Below are 21,563 nucleotides of genomic sequence, written 5' to 3' on the forward strand. Positions count from 1 at the left end.
CTTGGACAAATGTACATGCCTGCTCACGGCGTCAGAAAGCGTTTTCAAAAATGGCCCCACACAGTACGAACCCGCCCACATCGACACCCTCCGGACGCCGGGACCTGATCCTCGCCGCCGCCCTCGACGTCGTCGCCGAGGAGGGCGCCATCCGGGTCACGTACCGCAGGATCGCCGCTGCCGCGGGGGTGCCGCTCGGCTCGGTGACGTACTACTTCGACGATCTGGACCAGCTGCTCACCGAGGCGTTCACGCGCCTCGCGGAGAAGGTGTCGGCCAGCTACCGCGCCCAGTTGGAGGCGGCCCGCACCCCCGAGGAGGCCCGCGACGCGGTCGTCGACATCATGAGCGGCACACTGTGGACGAGCGACCGCGATCCGCTGCTGACGTTCGAGCTGTACGCGTTCGCCGCGCGCACCCCGGCGCTGCGGACCGTCCTCAACAGCTGGATGCAGGCCAGCCGGGACGCGCTGGCCCGGCACTTCGACCCGCTCACGGCACGGGCGCTGGACGCGCTCGTCGAGGGGTTCACGTTGCACAACTTCTTCGACGACACCCCCATCGGACGGGACGACATCGCGGCGGTCGTCCAGGCGGTGCTGGACCGCGAGATCTGACCGGAAGCGGTTCGAAACATTCGATGCTCACAGGCCGTTCAGTGGTGTGAGCAAGCGAGTTTTCACCCCATCACCCATTGTGAGCTGCGGATATCATTTCGAATGTTTCGACGCCCATGCCGAAACTGTTGACAGTCGAGAGGGCCGTACCAACACTGTCCCCCATCAGGCTCCCCTACCCCAGGAGGACTAGGAGGCAGCACGCTGTGAACCCTCTGAGCCGCTTCAAGATCTTCGCAGCAAGCGTTTGCACAACCGCTCTGGTCGCGCTGATCGCCCTCGTCATGCCGGGCACCGCGCACGCCGCGACGGTCGTCACGACGAACCAGACCGGCACCAACTCCGGGTACTACTACTCGTTCTGGACGGACTCGCAGGGCACCGTCTCGATGACCCTCAACTCCGGCGGGAACTACAGCACTTCGTGGCGCAACACCGGCAACTTCGTGGCCGGGAAGGGCTGGAGCAACGGCAGCCGCCGGACCGTGAACTACTCCGGCAGCTTCAGCCCGTCGGGCAACTCCTACCTCGCGCTGTACGGCTGGACGGCGAATCCGCTCGTCGAGTACTACATCGTCGACAACTGGGGCACCTACCGGCCGACGGGCACCTACAAGGGCACCGTGACCAGCGACGGCGGCACGTACGACATCTACCAGACGACCCGCTACAACGCCCCGTCGGTGGAAGGCACCAGGACCTTCAACCAGTACTGGAGCGTGCGGCAGTCGAAGCGCACCGGCGGGACCATCACGACCGGCAACCACTTCGACGCGTGGGCGCGGGCCGGGATGCCGCTGGGCTCGTTCAACTACTACATGATCATGGCGACCGAGGGCTACCAGAGCAGCGGCAGCTCCAACATCACGGTGAACTGAGGGGAGTTGACGTGAGGCTCTCGGTACGGTCACTCTCGGCCGCGGTGGCGGTCGGCGCGCTGGCGACGGCGGGCGCGTTCGCGGTGGACGCCGCTCCGGCGCGGGCCGCCGCCTGTTCCGGGTACGTCGGGCTCACCTTCGACGACGGGCCCGGCGGGAACACGCAGGCGCTGCTCAACTCCCTGACGGCGAACGGCCTTCGGGCGACGATGTTCAACACCGGGCAGAACGCGGCGAGTTATCCGGCGCAGGTCAGGGCGCAGGTGTCCGCCGGGATGTGGGTCGGGAACCACAGCTACACGCACCCCCATCTCACCCAACTCTCGCAGGCCCAGGTCGACTCGGAGCTGTCCCGGACGCAGACGGCCGTCGCGAACGCGGGCGGCGGGACTCCGAGGCTGTTCCGGCCGCCGTACGGCGAGACCAACGCGACCGTGCAGGCGGTCGCGGCCAAGTACGGGCTGCGGCAGATCATCTGGGACGTCGACTCGCAGGACTGGAACAACGCGAGCACCGACGCGATCGTGGCCGCCGTCGGGCGGCTCACCAACGGGCAGATCATCCTGATGCACGACTGGCCGGCGAACACGCGGGCCGCGATTCCGCGGATCGCGCAGAGTCTGGCGGCTCGGGGGCTGTGCGCGGGGGCGATCTCGCCGTCCACCGGGCGGGCGGTCGCCCCGTAACAGGTTTCTCCCTGAGCGGCCTCCCGGCGAACGGTTCTCTGCAATCGGTTTCTGCGGCGCGGCGGTCTCCGGCCGCCGCGCCGTCGTCGCCCCTCGTCGCCCGTCGTCGACCCGCCGCCGCAATCCAGCGGACGGGTGAGACGGGGGCATATGCGGTGGTGACCGGGGACGGGTTGCCACTTGAGCGCCTGTCGTACGCCTCCCGGGGGAGGGGGTTGACGGGATAGGTGTGGTGGGGGCGTCCAGTGCCCGCAGAGTGGCGTGGCCGGAAGGAGTTGGGATGCCGCACAGACGCGTCACCCCGGGCGAGCGATGGGGCCGCAGAGCGGGGGCGAGGACGGGGGACCCGCTGGAGAACCGGATCGTCTGCGAGGGGTTCCGGGGAACCTGGTGGCGGCTGGACCCACCGCCCCTGGAGCGGCGGACCGTCGTCCAGGCGGACGGCCAGCTCGCCGCGCTGATGGCGGCCCGCGCCCAACTCGGCAGCCCCGGCGAGCTGTTGATCGTCGCGCGGGAGCGGGTCGACGAGACGCTGTGCAAGGAGCTGCGACGGTTCTCCGAGGGCCGGCCGGGCAGTCCGGGCCGGATCTGGCTGCCGACCAGCGGCAGCGCGGGCCGCCCCCGGCTCCTCGCGCACACGCTCTCCTCCCTGACGACGGTCACCGCTCCCCCGCCGCCGCACCGCTGGCTGCTCCCCTACTCCCCCGGTACGTACGCCTGGTGGCAGCTCGTCGCGCTCAGCCTCGCGCACCCCGGGCAGGACCTCGTCACCGCGCCGGGGCCGCGCCCCGACCAGTGGCTGCCGGTGGCGCTCGCGGAGGGCGTGGACGCGGTCTCGGCGACCCCGTCGTTCTGGCGGCTCGCGCTGGCCTCCGCCGACCCCGGGCTCGCGGAGTTCCGGCCCCGGCAGATCACGCTGGGCGGGGAGCCGGTGGACCAGCCGCTCCTCGACCGGCTGCGCAGCGTGTTCCCCGACGCCCGGCTCACCTGGATCTACGCCTCCACCGAGGCCGGTGCCTGCGTCGTCGTGCACGACGGGAAGGCCGGGTTCCCCGTCGAGTGGCTGGAGCGCACGGACGGGACGAAGCCGGGACTGCGGGTGCGGGACGGCCAGTTGCACGTCCGTCCGGTGCACGGCGCGGACGGGGTCCCGGAGTGGATCGCGACCAGTGACCGGGCCGAATTCGTCGGCGGGCGCGTGGTGTTGAGCGGGCGGCTGGGCCAGGACCAGCTGAACGTGGGCGGGTTGAGGCTGTCGGCGGGGCAGGTACGGGACGTGCTGCTGGCCCACCCCGAGGTGCACTGGGCGCGGGTGTTCGCGCGGACCGCGCCGTTCGTCGGGTCGGTGGTGGCCGCGGAGGTCGTATCGGACGCCTCTGAAGGGGAGTTGGTGACCTGGTGCACGAGCCGGCTGCCCGGTCACGCGGTCCCCCGGTTCTTCACCTCGCTCGACACCGTGCCGCTCACGACGACGCTGAAGAGCCGGCTCGACAAGGCCGCGCGCAGGAACGGCTGAGGCTGAGCCGAACGTTGGAAATTCCGGCCGCACCCGTGCCCCCCGAGTTGGAGCAACTCGCTACCGCCATACGGGCAGTGGGTGGCATACGTGCGCCCGGGACATTCCACCGGAAGGCCGCCGCCCAAATCGGTGTGCACGCAGTGCCGTTGCGGTGGCGCGTGTCGTTGAGTCGCGTAACGAGCGCTATTTTCCGTGGAGATGAGGGTGTACGCATGCACAAAAGCCGCAGGACACCCGGTGGGGGTGTCCTGCGGCTGGGAGGCTCGGCTGCGGAGAGGTACGGGCACTACGGGGTGTGACGGGTACTACGGGTACTACGGGTCTCAGCCCATCAGGTCCTTCGTGAGGAACAGGGCGGTGGAGTGGGCCAGGAGCGTGCCGTCGGGGGTGGTGACGTCCGCGTGGGCCAGGATGCGGGGGCCCTGCGTCTGGGTCGCTCTGCCCACGCACGAGATCCGGAAGCTGCCCGCCGGCACCGGCTGGAGCAGGTTCATGCTGAAGTTGCCGGTCACGGCCTTGGTGCCGCGCCGCACGGTCGACAGCGCGGCCAGCGCGCACGCCGTGTCGCACAGGGTCGCGGTGAACCCGCCGTGCGTGAAACCGGGCCAGCTGCTGTGTCCGTCCGTCGGGGTGGCACTGAGGATCACCCGGCCGCGCTCGGCCATCTGGACCCGGACGCCGAGTCCGTCACTGAACGGGAAGAACCCGGTGCCGTGCGCCGCGGACTCCTGGATCGCCTTCAGCCCGCTCATACGACGGAGGCGCCGAACGAACGGGCTGTCCGAGGCGAGGACGGGAGAGAGGGGCGCGAGTGTGGCGGTAGTCATCGGGGAAAACTCCGAGGTCGTAGGGGTGCTGGAAGGCACCCATGCAACAACCCGGGCCGAACTAATCCAAGAGCCGTATATCCATCTCGGGTGCACGGGGGCGCGCGAAAGAGGCGCGCGGGATTCATCACCTCATAGGACTAGGCGCCGCGCGCGCTCCCCGGTTCGGCCTACCCCCGCCCACCGCCTTCCGTGCCTACTTTCCCGCCGGGTACGACGCCGGCGAGGCGCCCGGCACCGGCCCCCGGGTGTCACTGAGTGCCGCCGGTGACGTACGCGTCGTAGCTCTCCGGTAGGGGGGTCACTCCCCCGTAGGGTCGAGGGCGCGGGCGTAGTGGGAGACGAAGCCCTCCGGGGCTTCGAAGGGGGTGCCCAGCAGTCCCGTGGGGAGTTCGAACGCCTCCGTGAGGGTGCGCAGGTGCGGTGCGAGCCGGTCGTGGAGGCGGTCGGCGATCGCCGGGAGGGGTTCGGTGAGCGTCGGGAAGGGGCCGTCGGGGAGCAAGTCGGCGCCGTGGGACTGGCATTGGCGGACCGCGAAGAGGGTGAGGAGGTCGTCGAGGACGCGCCGGGTCGCGCCGGAGACGGCGTCGACGCGGCGGGCGAGCGCGTCCGCCGCCTTGTACGCGGCGTGCGCCTCGGCCGCGGCGAGGGCCGCGTGGGAGGTGCGGTCCCAGCGGACCTGCGCGTCGCCGCCGGAGGTGGCGTGCAGCCGGCGGGCCCTCCTGTGGAGGTACTCCTCACGTACGGCGAGCCAGCGCAGCCACAGCTCCGGGGTATCGGCTCCGCAGGGCCGGGCCGGGTCCCAGCGGGTCGTCCCCTTCTCCTCCGGAAGAGCCAGCCGCCGGTACGCCGCGTGCAGGGCGCCGACGTGGCTGTCGCCGTCGGCGGTGGTGACGGCGTCCCTGAGGGCGCGGTACTCGACGATCCGGTTGTGCGCGAACGCGCCCTGCGCGCCCAGCCGGTCGCGGGCCTCGTCGCAGGCGTGCGCGGCGACGGTCGTGACGAAGTGCTTCGTCAGCGCGATCTCGTCGGTGACGACGGGGGCGTACTCGTCCGGGACCCCGGCGAACGCGTACGTCGCGTCGCGGACGGCGAGGGTGGCGACGTACGTCTGGGCCAGGGCGTCGAGCAGGCGGCCGTGGTGGGAGCGGACGTGGGAGAGGGGGATTCGGCCGCCCGCCTTGCTCTCGATCTCGCGCTGGGAGGCGTGCCGGACGGCGATGGAGAGGGCGGCGCGGGCCGCCGCCGCGGCCATCGCCGCCGCCGCGATCCGGCCGAGGCGGACGCGGCTGATCGCACGCCAGGTGCGGCTGTTCTCGGCGAGCGGTTCGACGAGTTCGCCCTGTGCGGTGACGTGTGTGCGGTCGGGCGAGAGGAGGCAGTCGAGGCCGACGCGTACGTCGTCGAAGCGGGTGAGGGCGTTGTCGATGCCGAGGACCGGTTTGTCGGGGAGGCGACGGACCGTGACGCCGGGGACGACCGTGCCGTCGGGGGCGGTGAGGTGGACCAGGAAGGCGTACGGGCCCCGGTCGTCGCCCCAGAGGATGAGGCGGGCGAGGACGATGCCGAAGCGGGCGACGCCGGCGAGCGGGGGCGGGGCGGTGCTGGACATGAACTTGACCGCCGTCGAGGAGGGGGTGTTCAGGACGAACTCCCTTGTCTCCGGGTCGAATTCGGCGGTCGTCTCGATATGGCCCAGGTCGCTGCCGTGGCCGAGTTCGGTGACGACGTACGAGCCGACCGCGCGGCCCTCCAGCATCCGCCGGCGGGTCCGCTCGGGTTCGCCGGACAGCGGGGACTCCGTCAACGTGCCGAGGGCCAGGTTGACTTGGACGCTCAGCAGGAGGGCGAGGTGCGGGTCGACCGTCGTCGCCCATTCGTGCAGGGTGACCAACTCGCCGATGTCGGTGGCCGCTTCCATCGGGCGCAGCCTCGGCAGCAGGCGGAGGTAGCGCTCGTACGCGCGTCTGCCGGGGTCCGTCGGCCTCGTCCGCCAGTCCTGGGCGAACAGGGGTTGGGTGAAGAGCTCTCGGTGGTGGCGGTACGCCTCCTCCTGACTGCCTGCGGACAACATGACTGCGATCTCGTCGGACATCGCGTTCATGGGCTCATGGTCAGGGCGGGTGTCGAGTGCGTCAAGTGCCCGTGGAGCGGCCGATGTTGCCGGTGAGGAGCGTTTCGCTGGTCGCGCGCCCCTGGTACGGCATGACCGCCCGGCATAATCCAGCCATGTTCTCGGAGCGGTCCCTGGCGGCCGATGTGCTGGACGTCGGGGCGCCGTATCCGCTCGCCCTGACGGGTGGGTCCGCGTTGCGCGCGCACGGGGTGGTGGCGTGGTCGCGGACCCTGTGCGTGGCCACCGGGCATCCGTCGCGCCTGGAGTGGATCGCCTCCCAACTGGCTTCAGGGCTGGCCGATCTGGGCTGGACCGTCCAGGTCACGGAGAAGGGTCCGCTGTTCGCCCGGCTGCGGGCCGACGGCACCGGTGTCGCCCTCTCCAAGGAGCTCTTCTCCCGCCCGCCCGTCGACACCCCCTCCGGTCTCGCCCTCTCCCTCCCCGACGCCCTCGGCGTCAAGGTCCGCGACTTCGTCCGGCGCGGTTACGCCCGCGACCTCGTCCGCATCGCCGCCTGCGCCGACTCCTGGAGCTGGCCCGACCTGGAGGAACTCGGCCGCCGCCACACCCCCGACGGCCTCGAACTACCCGACCTCCAGGCCCGCTTGCTCCACACCGAGTGGCTCGACGACACCGACTTCACCGACTGCCCCGACGTGGACCGCCTGCGCCGGTGGGCCCAGTCGTGGGCGGACGACATCGGGGAACGGCTGTTGGAGGGCGGGGTGCCGGAGGAGCGGTGAGCTTCGGCGGGGCCGCGAGTTCCGGTCGGACGGGCCGGGGTTCAGGCACCCGTCGCTCTCCGTACCGTCGTGCCCAGTTCTCGTAGGTCCTTGAGGTCGATGCGCTGGGGTTCACCGGCGACGACCTCCACCGAGAAGGCGGCTTCGAAGGGGGAACCGCCGGACACCAGGGGGTGGTTGAGGAAGTCGGGGTCGGAGAGGAGGCGGGCGGCGGCGCTGGTGCCGAAGCCGAAGCTGCCGGCGAGGACGACGATGTGGCGGTCGGGCTGGAAGGGGTTGGCGGCGCGGATCAAGATGCCCAGATCTACGGCGAGTTGGCCCTGGGCGTCGAACTCCGGGGACATGACCTCACCCGTCCGGGAGTCGGTGATGCGGGCGTCGTGGAGGTCGGCAGGGCCGAACGTGTAGGTGAGGGGCAGGCGTTGGACGATCTCGGCGGTGACGCGGTTCGAGTGGGGGCCGCCGACGAGGATGAGGTTGCCGCGCCGTTCCAGGCCGGTGAGGTGGTGGCTCGGGGTGAGGGGGAGGTGTTTGACGCCCGTGCGCTGGAGTTGCTGGCGCAGTTCGTTGATGGCCAGGACGTCACCGACGCCGACCAGGCCCACAGGTCGCGGAGCCTGCCGAAGGGCCGGCCCGCCACGAACGTCAGGGGCGCGGAGGAGAGGTTCGCCAAGAGGTCTTGCAGGGCGTCGCTCATCCAGGGGCTCCTGGTTTCTCCCCCTCAGTGTCTGATTCGACGCCCCTTGTCCGCGAGGTGGAGGGTGAGGGTGACGGCAACCGAGGTGGCCGCCATGGCGGTCATCGCCGTTGCGGGGCTTGAGAGTTGGGCCAGGGAGCCGGCCGCCGTGGCGGAGAGGCCCTGGAGGGTGAGCATGCCGGAGGAGTGCAGGCCGAGGGCGTGGCCGCTCAGTTGAGAGGGGGTCAGTTCCATCAGGCGTTCCTGCTGGACCAGGCTCGCGCCGAAGCCGATCGAGGCGAGGGTGGTTGCCACGGCGGTGACCGCGAGGGGCGGGTGGAGGGCGAAGGCCGCGTACGGGGCGGCCAGGAGAAGGAGGAGCGGGGTCGCCGTTCTGCGGCGCTGCGCCGGGGTGAGGACGCGGCCGACGGTGACGTCCCCGATGAGCATGCCGAGGGCCGCGCAGGCGAACAGCGTGCCCGCCGCCGTGGGGTCGTAGGGGACGAAGAGGGATTCGCAGCCGACGATCAGGCCGTTCGGAATCCACAGGCCGAGGTAGGTGAGGCGGCGGGGGCGGTCGCGCCAGAGTTCGGCGTTCGTGCGCCAGGTCTCCGCCGGGGTGGGGCGGCCGGTGGTCCTCGGCGGGCGTTCGGTGAGACCCGCGCGGGCGGTGACGGCGGAGGTGACGTACAACAGGGCGGCCAGCGTGAGGACTTGGGGTGGGCTGACGATCGTCAGGAGCAGGCCGGCCGTGGCGTAACCGCCGATCTGCATCAGGCCGTTCATCATGTTGAACAGGGAACGGCCGGTCAGATAGGCGCCGTTGGGGAGGATCTCGTTCAGCAGGCCCCAGCGGACTCCGCCGCCGAGCGCCGAGACCAGGCCCTGGAGGAGGAGTACCGCGAAGACGGCGGGCAGGGGGAGGGCCGGGAGCGCGATCAGGGCCGTCGTCGCCGCGAACGTCAGGGAGAGGGTCGTCAGGGTCGTACGGGGGCGGAGGCGGTCGGCTCCCGAGAGGAGGAACGTCGCGCCGAGGACCTGGGCGATCGACGGGCCGAACATGCTCAGGGCGGAGAGCAGGGGGGAGGCGGTCTCGCCGTAGACGTGTGTGCCGAGGGCGAGGCCGGCGAGGGTCTGGGCGGCGACGTGGGCCGCCGAGGAGAGGAAGAGGGGGGTGAACTCGGGGGTTGCGAGGAAGGATCTGTACGAGGTCGTCGCCGTGGGTGCGGCGGTGTCGCTGGGCATGGGCGGAGTGTCGGGGTGGGGGGCTCGGGGTCGTTATTGTTTCGCCGGTACGCGAAAGTATGCGGGTGGATCGGAGGGGTTCGTGGGGCTTTGGCGAGTCAGTGCGGACACGCTCGCGCGGAGTCGGTTCGTGGTGTCGCCGTTGGCCGAGACGTTCGCCGGGCTGAAGCTGCTGCATGCGGGGGTGGGGCGGCATCCCGGGGAGAGCCGGTGGCTGGACGCGCATCTCGCCGCGTACCGGGAGAGGCTCGCCGGAGACCCTGTGACCGCGTTGCTCGTGCGGGCCGGGTTGGGGCGGGAGTGGATCGCCGATTTCCTCACGCCTGCCCCTAGGGGTGGGGAGGACTTTGCCTCTGAGGTCGTACGGGTACGGGGGGTGGGGGTCGCCGAGTCGCATGCGCATCTTCGGATGGCGCTCGGTGGGGAGTTGCCCGGGGCGCTGCTGCGGGACGATCTTCCCGAGCGGGCGGCGGCGCTTCTGGAGTGGGTGTGGGAGGAGGCCGTCCAGCCGTACTGGGAGCGGCGGCGGAAGGTTCTCGAAGCGGATGTCGCCGTGCGGCTCGATCAGGTCAGCCGGGGTGGGTGGGCCGCCGTTCTCGACTCCCTGCGGCCCGGGACGCGGTGGCTCGGGGAGAGTCGGTTCCAGGTCAATCGTCACGAGTATCCGCCTCGGGAGATCTCCGGCGCCGAGCTGGTCTTCGTACCCGTCACTCCGCAGGTCGGGTGGGTGGCCTGGGAGGAGGCTCTGCGGTATGCCGTGGTGTACCCCTGTGCCGGGGTGCTCGCCGAGGAGCGTGGTGTGGGGCAAGTCGGGTCCCTCGACGCGTTGTTGGGGGCCGGGCGGGCTCGGGTCCTCCTCCTGCTGGAACGCCCCATGAGCACGAGCCAGCTCGTCGCTGTGACCGGGCAGGCGCTGGGGTCCGTGGGGCGGCATCTGCGGGTGCTGTGGGATGCGGGGTTGGTGGAGCGGCGGCGGGTGGGGAGGTCGGTGCTGTATGTGCGGACGGGGGTGGGGGATGGGGTGGTGCGGGCTGCGGGGGAATGAGGGGAGTGGAGGGGTGGGCGGGCGCGGGGCGGCTGGCCGCAGGTGAGTGGGCGAAGTGGGGCGGGTGCGGGCGAGTGGGGGGTGTTCGCGCAGTTCCCCGCGCCCCTGAAAGGCCGCAGGTGAGTGGGCGAAGTAGGGCGGGTGCAGGCGAGTGGGGGGTGTTCGCGCAGTTCCCCGCGCCCCTGAGAAGAGCGTGCGGGTGGCCGTTCGGCAACCGACGTGGTTGATGGCCCGTTCCGCTGCCTGAGCCGGTCGAAGGCGGCAGGACCCGTCCGATGCTCGGCCGCCAGGCGATCACGGCATCGACCTGCGAAGCTGCCGGGGCGAGACCTCCGTGCCGCTCGGCGGAACGCCGTCCAGGGGTGTTGTGGGGCACAGTGTTCTGTTGGTCGGCGGAGTTAGCATCCGGAGCATGACTATTGATGCCACCTCCCCCCTTCAGGTCGAGATCGACGCGCTCAAGGGTGGGTCCGCGGAGCTTTCGCAGTATGCCGGGCAGGTTGTTCTCGTGGTGAACGTCGCCTCCAAGTGCGGGCTCACGCCGCAGTACTCGGGGCTGGAGAAGCTTCAGGCGCGGTACGCGGAGCAGGGGTTCACCGTGCTCGGTGTGCCGTGCAACCAGTTCATGGGCCAGGAGCCGGGCAGCGCCGAGGAGATCGCGGAGTTCTGTTCCGCGACGTACGGCGTGACGTTCCCGATGACCGAGAAGGTCGAGGTGAACGGCGACGACCGGCACGCGCTGTACGAGCGGCTCGTCGGGTTCGCCGACCCCGAGGGCCACACCGGCGACATCCGCTGGAACTTCGAGAAGTTCCTGATCGGCCGGGACGGCACCGTCGTAGCCCGCTTCTCCCCGCAGACCGAGCCGGAGTCCACGGACGTCGTCACGGCGGTCGAGGCACAGCTCGCGGGCTGAACCGGACACGGCCGCCCCGGACACCACCCCCTTGACCTTCCCCTAAGGGCAAACCCCAGCCTCCTCCCACCGGGCGCCCCCGCCCGGTGACGGAGGATGCCGGAATGGACGAGGGACCGCACCACCACGAAGGACCGCACGACCGCGAGAGACCGCACCACCACGAGGGACCGCACGACCGCGAGGAAGCGCCCGGCGGCCGGGAACGCCTCTGCCACGAGAGCCCACAGGGCCCGCCCGGCCAGAGGCGTCCCCCCACCCCCGCCCCCTTCCTCAGCATCGGCCACTTCGCCGCCCGCTCCCGCCTCTCCCCCAAGGCCCTGCGCCTGTACGACCGCCTGGGCCTCCTCGCCCCGGCCCGGGTGGACGAGGTGAGCGGCTACCGGTACTACCAGGAACGCCAGATCGAACAGGCCCGCCTGGTAGCCCTGTTGCGCCGCCTGGACATGCCGCTCGCCCTCATCGCCGAGATCGTCACGGCGAACGGCACGGCGAACGGCACGGACGGTACGGGCGGCACCGGCGACACGGGCGGCCCGGACGGCACCACCGGTGCCCAACTCCTCGACGCCTACTGGTCCGAGGCCGAGTCCCGGCACGCCGAACGCCGGGCCCTCGCCGGCTACCTCCGTCACCGTATGACCCGAGAGAGCCAGGAGACGGCAGACATGTACGACGCGTTCGAGGTCCGACTCGTAGAGATCCCGGAGCAGTTGCTGATCACGGAGACCCGGCACGTCCTCGCGGACGAACTCCCCGTCTGGATTCCCGCCGCCCTGGGCCGGCTTGAGGACGCCGCCGCGTCCTGCGGGGGCCTCACCGGCCACCCCTTCGTCGCGTACCACGCCGAGTCCTCGATGGAGAGCGACGGCCCGGCGGAGGCGTGCGTACCCGTGGGGGACGAGGCGGCGGCGCGCGCCTGGGCCGCCGTACAGCCCCGTACCCGTAGTACCCGCACCCACCGCGAACCCGCCCGCCGGCTGGCCGTCACGCGCATCACGAAGGCCCAGGTCGCCCACCCCCAGATACTCGCGGCGTACGAGGCGGTGGAGGCGTGGATGAAACGGGAGGGCTGGTCGTACGACGGCCCCTGCCGGGAGATCTACTTCACCGACTGGGACTCGGCGGGCCCGGAGGACCCGGTGTGCGACGTGGCGTTCCCGGTGACCCGCACAGCGGGGACGACCCACACGCCAGAGACGACCCGCACCCCGAACACGGCCCGCACCCCCTGAGACCCTGTACACCTCAAGTCTCCCCCTGTCCCCCCATACCTCACCCACCACACAAGCCGAGCCCCCTCGGCAAGGACGGCGATCTCGTCGAGAGGGCTCTCGGTAGTGCTTGTTCAGTTGTTCCGTGGCGTGGACCCGTCGGCCGACTTCACCCGCTCGGCCGGCCCCGCCTGTCCGACGACTCCGGCTACTTGACCGACTCCACGAAGGTGTTCCACGCCTCCTCGAAGAAGGTCACCGCGGGCCCGGTGGGGACCTTGGTGTCACCGACGTCCAGTGCGTGGCGGTCGACGGACCTGACCATGAGACACGCGCCGTTGGCGCCCGTGTACGAGGAGGTCGTCCATCGTTCTGTGGCCCCGAGTTGAATTGCCATCGTTGCTCCGGTAGGCAGTAGCGATTGCGCCAACGCGTTGATCGCTGGCTCGTTCGACGCTACTGGGTACCCCCTCTCGGGCAGGTAGCGATTCACCCGTCCCAGTGGCATATCCCAGGAACACACCACACCCGGACGGCGCCCCGTATAGGGTGCCGCCTTTCAGCGCGCGTACTCCTTCGCCGTGTCCTGGATCAGCCTGAGGGACTCCTCGGGGTTCAGCGACTGCGCCCTCAAGTGCTCGTACATGAGCGAGTACTTCTGCACCTCGTGCGGCTTCTCCAGGTACAGGTCGCTGGTGACGCCCTCGATGTAGACCACGCTGGAGTCGGCGAGCTCGGCGAACTCCAGGATCGCGTACTGCCCGGTGAGACCGGCGTGCGCGCCCACCCCGAACGGCAGCACCTGCACGGTGACATGGGGCAGCCGGGCCTGTTCCGCGAGGTACTCCAGCTGCTCCCGCATGACCCGCCGCCCGCCGACGACGCGCCGCAGGCACGCCTCGTCCAGCACCACCCACAGCCGGATCGCGTCCTTGATCTCCCCGGTGTTGGGGTTGGTCTGCTCACCGAGCCGCCCCTGCCGGCGAATCCGCACCTCGACCCGCTTCTCGACCTCGTCCTCGGTCGACTCCGGAGCCCCGCCCCGCACCACCGCCTCCGCGTACTCCGGGGTCTGCAACAGCCCTGTCATCACCTGGGGTTCGTACACGCGCAGACTCGACGCGTCGTCCTCCAGACCGATGTAGACGCTGTACGGGACGTCCTTGAACGCGTACCACCAGCCCTGCTGACGCGACTCCCGGGCCATCTGCATGAGCGACTCGATCATCCGCTCGTCCTCGATCTCGTACACCCCGCACAGATCCCGGACGTCCCGCGGGCTGATGCTGCGCCGCCCGTTCTCCAGCCGGCTGATCTTCGACTGCGAGACCAGCAGCCGCTTGGCCACCTGTTCGGCGGTCATGTTCTTGGACTCCCGGAGCCGGCGCAGCTCCAAGCCGAGTCGCCGCCGACGCACGGTGGGATTGGTGTTGGACGGCATATGACGTGCACCTCCGGCTGAATGCCTGTTGATACTTTGCGTATCTGCTGCTGAGCAGACTGCCACCAACAGGCTTATTACCGCCGGGAAACCTCGGATATGCAGGCCGGGTCCGCAAGTTGAGGGATACTGGTGGATTACGCCGGTTCCTGTGACCTGCTCAACTGCGCACCGGGGCAACCGTTTTCGGACATGCGTCCGCGCGGGGCGGCGTACCGTTTCGCCTTGATCGGCGAGAACGGAACTCCACCCCGCGCGGTACGCGCGGCTCCCGGACGGGTCCGGTGGGGCGCGGAGTTGCGGGCCGTGTCGTGGAACTGCGGCTCAGTGGGCCACGACACGCACCATGGTGGCCGGCCGGCGTGGCTGCGCCGGGACCCCGTGGGCCGCTTCCGCGGTCGCCCTGGCGGGTGGCGCGGCCTGACGGCCGGCCGGTGCCGGGGCGGGCCGGCGCGGCTGGACCGCCACGCCGTTCTGGACGTCCATCACGGCGTGCGCCACGAGGCCGCCCATCGGATCGTGCCTGATCAGGTCCCGTAGCCGGGAGCGCGAGGAACGACCCTCGTTGCCCGGGTACAGGTGCTTGCCGAGGCCGACCGCGTGCGCGAGCGCGGCGAGCGCCGCGGTCCGCGGGTCCGGCGGAACGCCGGTGCGGATCGCGGAGTCCAGCCGGGACCTGATCTCCCGGCTGATCGCGTTGTCCGTCGCCTGGTAGCGGGTGGTCGGCAGCACCCCGCACATCTGGCCGGCCACGGCATGCACCATGCCGCACCGCTCCAGATGAGAGAGGTACGTCTGGCGGAGCCCCAGGCGGGGTCCGCCGATCCAGTGGACCGCGCGGACCGGAGCGCCGCGACGGCGCAGCAGCTCCAGGGCGTGGTCCAGTGTCGGATCACCTGTCGGCCGTGGTGCCACCACGGCGATACGATCCCCGTCAGGGGCTATCCGTCCGGCCAGCGCCAGCTCCACTAGCTGTGCTCCGGCCAGACCGAGGTCGAGCGACTGCGGCTGTGCGGTGGTACCCGTGGTCGGGTCCAACGCCAGCAGCAGAAGCTCTTCCGGAAGTGTTCTGCGGCTCCTGCCCATCCATGCCTCCCCGCGTGGATGAAAGACAGGGTGACCCCTCTCACATTCATCTGTCGAGGGTGCGTGACCTGTTTGTAAGGGAACCGGCAGGTATGTCGTTCTCGTCTACCGCAGGGGCCAAGCGCTCCACACAGGACACTGGTACACGGTTCGGACAGCGCCGCGGCGCTGTCCGGCACGGGGTGCTGATGGCCAGATACCAGGTACACGGTTCGTTTCGCAGCCGTACGGCAGGGCGTGCGGCTCATGAGGAGGCATCGGTGGCGGGCGAGTCCCCCGACAGGTCGAAGCAGCACGAGTCGTCACGACCGACGCAGGGTTCCGGTTCCCCGGTTCCCGATCCCCGGGTTCCGGCGGGAACCGGGTCCGAGGGGGGCGTCGACCTGGCGACCCGGGTGCTGACGTTGCCGAAGGACGGGGAGGTCGCGAGAGGCGCGGCCGGGGGGTCGGGGAAGACTCCGGGGGCGGACACACCCGCGCCCTCCGAGGACCTGGACACGACCGGGGAGGCCGCCGGGGCCGGGGCGGGAGCGGAGGACGCCGACGCGACGCCGGAGAGCCCCGCAGCGGCCGGCCGGCCGAGCGCCAAGGGCCCCGGGGAGTCCGGACCCGCCGAGAACACTCCGGACACGCCCGGGGAAGAACCCGACGCCGCCGAGGGCTCCGGGCCCACGGAGAACACCACGCGGACGAACGAGGCCGAGGCGGACGAAGCGGGCGAGGGCTCGTCGGCCGGGGGCCGGGACTCCGGGGAGACGGGCGACGAGGGCCCGGACGCCGGGGACTCCCGCGGCGAAGGCTCGGGCGAGGCCGGGGCCTCGGGCGGGGCGGGTGAGGGCTCGTCGGCCGAAGGCCGGGACATCGGGAAGCCGCGCGACGGCGGCCCGGGCGAGGGCGACTCGAACGCCGGGACCACGGGCGAGAGCTCGTCGGCCGGAGGCCCGGACGCCGGGGACTCCCGCGGCGAAGGCCCGGGCGAGGCCGGATCGGAGGCCGGGGTCTCGGGTGAGGCGGAGGCCGGTGGGGAGGGCTCGGAGAGGTCGGGCTCGGGCGGCGAGGCTTTGAACGGTGAGGGCGCCGGCACCGAGGGCGCGGCTTCCGAAGGCTCCGGCACCGAGCGTGGCGAAGCGGCCACCGGTAGCGACGACGCCGATCAGGCCAGCCCCGACGAGGGCTCCGGGAGGGCTGAGGCGGGCGCTGAGGGCTCCGGAGCGGGCGAGGGCGGGTCGGGGAGCCTTGGGGGCGCGAAGGGCGCCCAGGGGGCTTCTGGGGGCGCCGAGGGGGGCTCGGAGCAGGCGGCCGAGCCGCGCGACGCGGCCACGGACGGCGCCGCGGCGGATTCCGACGGGTCCGGGCAGCGCCGTACGGCCACTGCCGCCGCCGCGAAGCCGGACGCGGACGACGCCGGCGAGGCAGACGCCCTCCAGGAACCGCGTGACGCGGACGGCGATCAGGACAGCTCGGCGCGGGACAACTCGGCTCAGGACAAGGCCGGTTCGGACGACGCCGACTCCGCCGACGAGGGCCCCCGGTCCGGGAACGCGGGCGCCGGGATAGCCAACTCGCCCAAGGACGAGCCCCGTTCGGACACGGACGAGGCCGACGCCCCGGCGCGGAGCACCGACTCCGAGGCGGACGACGCGGACGACGCCGGCCCGGCCGAACCCGAGGCCACCGCCGACCGGTCCCACCCGGACGACGACAACTCGCCCGAGGACAAGCCCACTTCCGAGGCCGAGCCGGTCAACTCCCCCGCCTCCGAGCGGGAGTCCGACGGCGACGACGCCGACTCCGGTGACGACAGCCCCCGTTCCGGCGCCGACACCCACCCCGTCGACCAGCCGACCGCGATCTTCAAGGCCGTACGCCCGAAGCCGAGCGTCGACCAGCCGACGACGATGCTGAAGCTGGGGGACGTCCCCAAGCCCACCACCGACAAGCCCGGCACCGCGGACACGGACAAGGCCGGCGCCGCCTGGACCTCCGGCGCCACGAAGAAGCCGGACGCCGCAGCGAAGCCGGAAGCCACGGGGAAGCCCGGGTCCGCGACCGGCGCCGAGGGCGCGGCCGGAGCCGCGAAGGCCGACGGCGCCGCGAAGGCGGACCCCGCCGCGAAGCCCGCCGCCCCCGCCCCCCGTGAGGGTGACAGCGAGCGGACCAGTACGTTCGTCGCGCTGAAGCCGCTGGACGACCCGGCGACCCGTAAGCCCCGTACTACTTCGGAGTCGACCGCCACCACGGCGGTCCCCCAGGTGGGCCCGGAGCGGACGACGCAGCAGCCGCTCCCGCCGAAGCCCCCGCTGGACCTGCTGGCCGAGCTGACGAACACCCCTCCCCCGCCGCCGACCCCCCTGCGGACCCTCGCCCGGCGGCTGAAGATCTGGACCCCGCTGGTCGTCCTGCTGATCGCCGCGTTCGCGATCGCACAGACGGTCCGCCCCCTGCCGAAGCCCACGCTGGACCTCACCGCGGCCGGCGTCTACACCTTCCAGGGCGGCAAGGTCGACATCCCCTGGCCCGCCGACGGCCAGGCCGCCCTCGACGTCCAGGGCGTCGGCACGTTCGGCTCCTCCGGCCAGGAGAAGCCCGTCCCGATCGCCAGTGTCGCCAAGGTCATGACCGCGTATCTCATCCTCAGGGACCACCCCCTGAAGAGCGGCGACGACGGCCCGAAGATCAAGATCGACCAGGCCGCCCAGGACCAGTCGAACGCCGGCCAGGAGTCGACCGTGGACGTCACGGCCGGCGACTCGATCACCCAGCGCGAGGCCCTTGAGTCCATCCTGATCGCGTCCGCGAACAACGTCGCACGCCTCCTGGCCCGCTGGGACGCCGGTTCGGAGACGGCCTTCGTCGAGAAGATGAACGCCGCCGCCAAGGACCTCGGTATGACGAACACGACGTACACGGACCCCTCGGGTCTGAACGACACCACCGTCTCCACCGCGATCGACCAGGTGAAGCTGGGCAAGGCGGCGATGGAGCAGCCCGTCTTCCGCGAGGTCGCGGCGATGATGTCGTACACCGACTACAAGGGCGAGTACCACTCGAACTGGAACGGCCTGGTCGGCAAGAACAAGGTCGTGGGCATCAAGACGGGTACGACGACCTCGGCGCTCGGCAACCTGATGTTCGCCGCGAAGAAGGAGGTCGGCGGGGAGACCCGGACGATCATCGGCGCGGTCGTCCGGCAGCCCGCCGGCGGCCCGGAGAACACGATCCTCAGCGCGGCCCTGGACGGCGGCGACAAGCTGATCCGCGCGGCGCAGGACGTCCTGGAGTCCGCGACGATCCTCAAGAAGGGCGACGTCGTCGGGTATGTGGACGACGGTCTCGGCGGCCGTACCCCGGTCGTCGTCACGAAGGACGTCACCGCGGTCGGCTGGGCCGGCCTGAAGGTGAAGCTCTCCTTCGTCACGGGTGATCTCCCGCACACCGCGAAGGCCGGTACCCAGGTCGGCACCCTGACCGTCGGCGACGGCGGCTCGGCGAGCGCCGTGAAGGTACCCGTAGCACTCAAGAGTGAGTTGGCGGAGCCCGGCTTCGGCGCGAAGCTGACCCGGATCGGCTGACCCGGCACCACTCCGCAGCCCGTCGGCCAGTACCGCCCGGTACCGGCCGGCGGGCTGCGTGCTAGCGTCACGAAACGGACACGGCTCGACGACCGCTCACCCTGCGGTCGTAACCCTGCGGTCTTACGGGAAAGCCCGTAGGGGGCGAGAGAAGAAGACGGGACACGGGGAGTGCCTACAGGTGGCCACAGCGGAGCCGACACGCGACGACACCGGCCCGGGCCCGGACTCCGGCCCGCGAATACGGCTGCCCGCGCCGCAGTCCGGCTCCCATGACCGGCTGGCCGCCGAGGACCCCCCGGTGAGTGCCGTACCGGGCTTCTGGCCGAGACTCTGGGCCGCCCCCGGGGTCGTACGGGTACGGGCCTGGCTGCTGAGCCATCTCGTCCTGTCCATGACCGTCCTCTCGGGCGGTCTGCACCTGCTCTGGTTCTTCGCGTTCGCGAACAGCGGTGGCGATCTGGCCGCACAGGACGCCTGGGCGGAGTTCGTCGGCCGCCACCCCGACTCGGCGTACAACCTCGCCTGGTACGGCGGCATGCACCCGGTGTCGTACAGCATCATCTCGCCGTACCTGATGTCCGTCCTCGGCGTGCGGACGACGATGATGATCGCGGGGACGCTCTCCGCGGGCCTGCTCACGCTGATCCTGCTGCGCTCGCGGCCGGTGAAGAACCCGGTCTGGCCCGCTTTGATAGGGGTCGTCGCGTTCCTGGCGAACGCGGCGAGCGGGCGGGTGACCTTCGGGCTCGGGAACATGTTCGCGCTGGGCGCGGTGGCCGCCGTGTTCTGCTGGCCGCACAAGTGGCGGTACAAGCGGTGGGCGAAGGCGCTGACGGCGGCGCCGCTCGCCGCGCTCGCGACGATGTCGTCCCCGGTCGCCGGGCTCTTCGTGGGGCTGGTCGCGGTCGCGCTGTTTTTGCAGAAGCGACGTCCGGGGGCGTGGGCGCTGGGGATCGCGCCGGCCGTCGTCGTCGGCGTCTCCGCCTGGCTGTTCCCGTTCTCCGGGACGCAGCCGATGTCGATCGGGTCCGCCTCGCTGCCGTTCATCTACTCGGTGATCGTCTTCCTGGGTGTGCCGAAGGACTGGAAAACGGTCCGGATCACGGCGGCCGTGTACGGGCTGTTCGTGCTCGGCGTGTGGATCGTCAGCTCGCAGATCGGGTCGAACATCACCCGGCTCGCGATGCTGTTCGGCGGGGTCGTGGTGGCGTGCGCGCTGCCGTTCGCGGTGCCGCGCAGCCGTAAGTGGTACGCGCTGGTGATCGCGACCGTGGGGTTCGTGGTGTGGGTCGGCTTCAAGTCGGTCGACGACGTCGTACGGACCACCCCGGCCGCCTCCTGGGCGCGTGAGCTGGCACCGCTGGTGAACGAGTTGCAGCAGGTCGGCGCCGGGAAGGGCCGGGTCGAGGTGGTCCCGGCGCGCTCGCACCGGGAGGCGTCCGCGCTCGCGCCGTACGTGAACCTCGCGCGCGGGTGGAACCGGCAGGCCGACATGAAGCGCAACCCGCTCTTCTACGACGACACCCTCAACTCCGCGAACTACCACGAATGGCTGAAGCGGTGGGCCGTCCACTTCGTCGTCGTCCCCAAGGACGCGCCCGACGGGGACGGCGCCGAGCGCGAGCGTGAGCTGGTGCAGCGGGGTCTGCCCTACCTGAAGCAGATCTGGGGCGACGCGAACTGGCAGCTCTTCCGCGTCAACGACCCGGCGCCGCTCGCCGAGCCCGACGCGGTGGTCCAGCGGGCGGAGCAGGGTGAGATGACGATCGACGTGAAACGGGCCGGGCGTGTTCTGGTCAAGATCCCCTACTCCCCGTGGCTGAGCATCGTCGACGCGGAGGGCAAGAGCCTCAAGGCTCCCCAGGAGACCGAAGCCTCCAAGCACCGTGCGGAGGGGGAGCCGAAGGTGTACGAGAACCTCCACGGCTGCCTCTTCGAGACCGAGGAGGACACGGAGGGGGACAAGTGGACGATGCTGGTGGCTCCGTCGGCGGGGATCTACCGGCTGGCGGCGCCGTATCAGCTGCCTCGGGGGACGCCTTGTCCGGACGAGCTCAAGTAGTCGTGGCGAGCCGAGTAGTACGGGGTGTCCCGTAGTACCGGGGAGCTAGCGCAGCTCTGAGACGTAGCGGTCGGTGCCCGGGATCGTCGGGATGAAGGGGGCCACCAGCTCCACCCTGCCGAGGCCGGACTCCGTGAGGCGGGCGTCGAGGCCGGCGTGGTGGTCGGCGTAGTGGTCGGCCCAGCACTCCCGGGGGTCCTGTTCGAGGAACCAGAGGAGGGTCAGCCGGGTGTCGACGCCCTCGACCTGCCGCACGTACGACATGCGGTCCACGGGCAGGGGGGTGGGCCGGAAGATCGTGACCAGCGCGGTGGGGGAACCCTTCAGGGTCTTCGACAGGTACCGGGTGCGCAGCCACTGGAGGAGTTCGGTGCGCTGCTGGGGCGACTCGGTCTCCAGGACCTCCAGGATCAGCCCCTGGTAGGGGTGGTCCAGGGCGTGGAAGTCGCGGGGGCCCGCCGCGCCGTCGCGGTAGACGGTCGTCTCGTGGTCCTGGAAGGCCGTGAGGACGTGGGTGCGGTCCTGGTAGACGCGGGCGTCGTGGTTGAGGCGCTTGTTGATGGAGACGGTCCAGCGCATGTGATCGGCGTAGCGGCCGTCGGTGATCCAGTAGGTGGAGAGGTAGCAGCCCTGGGTGACCGGCTGGGCGATGGCCGACTTCTCGGGCAGGCGCAGGAGCTGGAGGTCCCGGGTGGCGACCCAGCGGCGGCCCGCGTACATCCAGGGCATCGCCATCGCGCCCGCGTAGAAGTGGTCGTCCTCGTACCAGCGGTTGTAGGCGTACTCGTGTCCGGGGTGCGGTTCGACCATGGTGATCAGGGCGTGGCCGGGGTGGACGCCGTAGGGGCCCACGGACGCCAACTCGGCGTACAGGTCACTGCTGTTGCCCTCGCTCATGCACGTTCCCCTTTCCTGCG

The 21,563-nt window shown here is 71.1% G+C and carries 18 protein-coding genes; 10 read left to right on the plus strand and 8 right to left on the minus strand.

All coding sequences use genetic code 11. The features are described from left to right. The first annotated feature begins 50 nt into the window (after positions 1-50). The 4 genes from ABZX85_RS33660 (at position 51) to ABZX85_RS33675 (ending at position 3,697) form a co-directional block, all read left to right on the plus strand. Positions 51-617: a TetR family transcriptional regulator gene (locus tag ABZX85_RS33660; RefSeq protein WP_355877148.1), complete on the plus strand. Its 567-nt coding sequence runs from the start codon at positions 51-53 to the stop codon at positions 615-617. A 230-nt stretch (positions 618-847) separates the two neighbouring features. Next, on the plus strand, positions 848-1,495 hold the full coding sequence (locus ABZX85_RS33665; RefSeq protein WP_355877542.1) for a glycoside hydrolase family 11 protein: 648 nt from the start codon (positions 848-850) through the stop codon (positions 1,493-1,495). A gap of 11 nt (positions 1,496-1,506) precedes the next feature. Then, entirely contained in the window at positions 1,507-2,181 is a 675-nt protein-coding gene (locus tag ABZX85_RS33670) for a polysaccharide deacetylase family protein (RefSeq protein WP_355877150.1), read from the plus strand. A 280-nt stretch (positions 2,182-2,461) separates the two neighbouring features. Beyond that, on the plus strand, positions 2,462-3,697 hold the full coding sequence (locus tag ABZX85_RS33675) for an AMP-binding protein (protein WP_355877153.1): 1,236 nt from the start codon (positions 2,462-2,464) through the stop codon (positions 3,695-3,697). A gap of 326 nt (positions 3,698-4,023) precedes the next feature. Here ABZX85_RS33675 and ABZX85_RS33680 read toward each other — a convergent pair whose 3' ends face one another. Together ABZX85_RS33680 and ABZX85_RS33685 are read right to left on the minus strand one after the other, a co-directional pair. Continuing rightward, positions 4,024-4,527: a PaaI family thioesterase gene (locus tag ABZX85_RS33680; protein ID WP_355877156.1), complete on the minus strand. Its 504-nt coding sequence runs from the start codon at positions 4,525-4,527 to the stop codon at positions 4,024-4,026. Positions 4,528-4,828: 301 nt separating this feature from the next. Then, the gene (locus tag ABZX85_RS33685; protein WP_355877159.1) at positions 4,829-6,631 is read right to left on the minus strand and encodes an acyl-CoA dehydrogenase family protein; all 1,803 of its coding nucleotides are present in this window, start codon (positions 6,629-6,631) and stop codon (positions 4,829-4,831) included. A gap of 125 nt (positions 6,632-6,756) precedes the next feature. Between ABZX85_RS33685 and ABZX85_RS33690 the strand changes: the two genes are divergently transcribed. Then, positions 6,757-7,386 (plus strand): hypothetical protein, encoded by a 630-nt coding sequence (locus ABZX85_RS33690; RefSeq protein ID WP_355877162.1) that lies wholly within the window; start codon positions 6,757-6,759, stop codon positions 7,384-7,386. A gap of 41 nt (positions 7,387-7,427) precedes the next feature. On the opposite strand, the gene ABZX85_RS33695 is transcribed toward ABZX85_RS33690, so the two are convergent. Both ABZX85_RS33695 and ABZX85_RS33700 read right to left on the minus strand, forming a co-directional pair. Continuing rightward, the gene (locus tag ABZX85_RS33695) at positions 7,428-7,991 is read right to left on the minus strand and encodes a hypothetical protein (protein WP_355877164.1); all 564 of its coding nucleotides are present in this window, start codon (positions 7,989-7,991) and stop codon (positions 7,428-7,430) included. 116 nt (positions 7,992-8,107) lie between these two features. Beyond that, positions 8,108-9,307, minus strand: a complete 1,200-nt coding sequence (locus ABZX85_RS33700; protein WP_355877166.1) for an MFS transporter — start codon at positions 9,305-9,307, stop codon at positions 8,108-8,110. Positions 9,308-9,389: 82 nt separating this feature from the next. On the opposite strand from ABZX85_RS33700, the gene ABZX85_RS33705 reads away from it, so the two are divergent. The 3 genes from ABZX85_RS33705 to ABZX85_RS33715 all read left to right on the plus strand — a co-directional run bounded on the left by ABZX85_RS33705 (position 9,390) and on the right by ABZX85_RS33715 (position 12,503). After that, entirely contained in the window at positions 9,390-10,352 is a 963-nt protein-coding gene (locus ABZX85_RS33705; protein ID WP_355877169.1) for a helix-turn-helix domain-containing protein, read from the plus strand. Between the two features lie 412 nt (positions 10,353-10,764). Then, the gene (locus ABZX85_RS33710; RefSeq protein ID WP_355877171.1) at positions 10,765-11,268 is read left to right on the plus strand and encodes a glutathione peroxidase; all 504 of its coding nucleotides are present in this window, start codon (positions 10,765-10,767) and stop codon (positions 11,266-11,268) included. Between the two features lie 104 nt (positions 11,269-11,372). Then, entirely contained in the window at positions 11,373-12,503 is a 1,131-nt protein-coding gene (locus tag ABZX85_RS33715; RefSeq protein ID WP_355877174.1) for a MerR family transcriptional regulator, read from the plus strand. 187 nt (positions 12,504-12,690) lie between these two features. Here ABZX85_RS33715 and ABZX85_RS33720 read toward each other — a convergent pair whose 3' ends face one another. From ABZX85_RS33720 to ABZX85_RS33730, 3 genes are all read right to left on the minus strand, one after another. Beyond that, positions 12,691-12,879 carry a DUF397 domain-containing protein gene (locus tag ABZX85_RS33720; RefSeq protein ID WP_355877177.1) on the minus strand — a complete coding sequence of 63 codons (189 nt, stop codon included), beginning with the start codon at positions 12,877-12,879 and terminating at the stop codon, positions 12,691-12,693. A gap of 162 nt (positions 12,880-13,041) precedes the next feature. Further along, the gene (locus ABZX85_RS33725) at positions 13,042-13,923 is read right to left on the minus strand and encodes a helix-turn-helix transcriptional regulator (RefSeq protein ID WP_355877180.1); all 882 of its coding nucleotides are present in this window, start codon (positions 13,921-13,923) and stop codon (positions 13,042-13,044) included. A gap of 324 nt (positions 13,924-14,247) precedes the next feature. Further along, the gene (locus ABZX85_RS33730; RefSeq protein WP_355877182.1) at positions 14,248-15,009 is read right to left on the minus strand and encodes a GPP34 family phosphoprotein; all 762 of its coding nucleotides are present in this window, start codon (positions 15,007-15,009) and stop codon (positions 14,248-14,250) included. Between the two features lie 260 nt (positions 15,010-15,269). Here ABZX85_RS33730 and ABZX85_RS33735 point away from each other — a divergent pair, with 260 nt between their 5' ends. Together ABZX85_RS33735 and ABZX85_RS33740 are read left to right on the plus strand one after the other, a co-directional pair. Next, positions 15,270-18,581 (plus strand): D-alanyl-D-alanine carboxypeptidase, encoded by a 3,312-nt coding sequence (locus ABZX85_RS33735; protein WP_355877185.1) that lies wholly within the window; start codon positions 15,270-15,272, stop codon positions 18,579-18,581. Positions 18,582-18,762: 181 nt separating this feature from the next. Continuing rightward, positions 18,763-20,646, plus strand: a complete 1,884-nt coding sequence (locus ABZX85_RS33740; RefSeq protein ID WP_355877191.1) for an MFS transporter — start codon at positions 18,763-18,765, stop codon at positions 20,644-20,646. Between the two features lie 45 nt (positions 20,647-20,691). Here the strand turns inward: ABZX85_RS33740 and ABZX85_RS33745 are convergent, their stop codons facing one another. Further along, positions 20,692-21,543 carry a hypothetical protein gene (locus ABZX85_RS33745; protein WP_355877193.1) on the minus strand — a complete coding sequence of 284 codons (852 nt, stop codon included), beginning with the start codon at positions 21,541-21,543 and terminating at the stop codon, positions 20,692-20,694. Positions 21,544-21,563: the final 20 nt, after the last annotated feature.

This window comes from Streptomyces sp. NPDC004539, from assembly GCF_040610055.1.
In the GTDB taxonomy this organism is placed as follows: Bacteria; Actinomycetota; Actinomycetes; order Streptomycetales; family Streptomycetaceae; genus Streptomyces.

Bases quoted from the DNA above. Each gene is read 5' to 3' on its own strand.
- ABZX85_RS33660 (WP_355877148.1), top strand. From the start codon at position 51: ATGGCCCCACACAGTACGAACCCGCCCACATCGACACCCTCCGGACGC.
- ABZX85_RS33675 (WP_355877153.1), top strand. From the start codon at position 2,462: ATGCCGCACAGACGCGTCACCCCGGGCGAGCGATGGGGCCGCAGAGCG.
- ABZX85_RS33680 (WP_355877156.1), bottom strand. From the start codon at position 4,527: ATGACTACCGCCACACTCGCGCCCCTCTCTCCCGTCCTCGCCTCGGAC.
- ABZX85_RS33685 (WP_355877159.1), bottom strand. From the start codon at position 6,631: ATGAACGCGATGTCCGACGAGATCGCAGTCATGTTGTCCGCAGGCAGT.
- ABZX85_RS33690 (WP_355877162.1), top strand. From the start codon at position 6,757: ATGTTCTCGGAGCGGTCCCTGGCGGCCGATGTGCTGGACGTCGGGGCG.
- ABZX85_RS33700 (WP_355877166.1), bottom strand. From the start codon at position 9,307: ATGCCCAGCGACACCGCCGCACCCACGGCGACGACCTCGTACAGATCC.
- ABZX85_RS33710 (WP_355877171.1), top strand. From the start codon at position 10,765: ATGACTATTGATGCCACCTCCCCCCTTCAGGTCGAGATCGACGCGCTC.
- ABZX85_RS33715 (WP_355877174.1), top strand. From the start codon at position 11,373: ATGGACGAGGGACCGCACCACCACGAAGGACCGCACGACCGCGAGAGA.
- ABZX85_RS33720 (WP_355877177.1), bottom strand. From the start codon at position 12,879: ATGGCAATTCAACTCGGGGCCACAGAACGATGGACGACCTCCTCGTAC.
- ABZX85_RS33725 (WP_355877180.1), bottom strand. From the start codon at position 13,923: ATGCCGTCCAACACCAATCCCACCGTGCGTCGGCGGCGACTCGGCTTG.
- ABZX85_RS33730 (WP_355877182.1), bottom strand. From the start codon at position 15,009: ATGGGCAGGAGCCGCAGAACACTTCCGGAAGAGCTTCTGCTGCTGGCG.
- ABZX85_RS33745 (WP_355877193.1), bottom strand. From the start codon at position 21,543: ATGAGCGAGGGCAACAGCAGTGACCTGTACGCCGAGTTGGCGTCCGTG.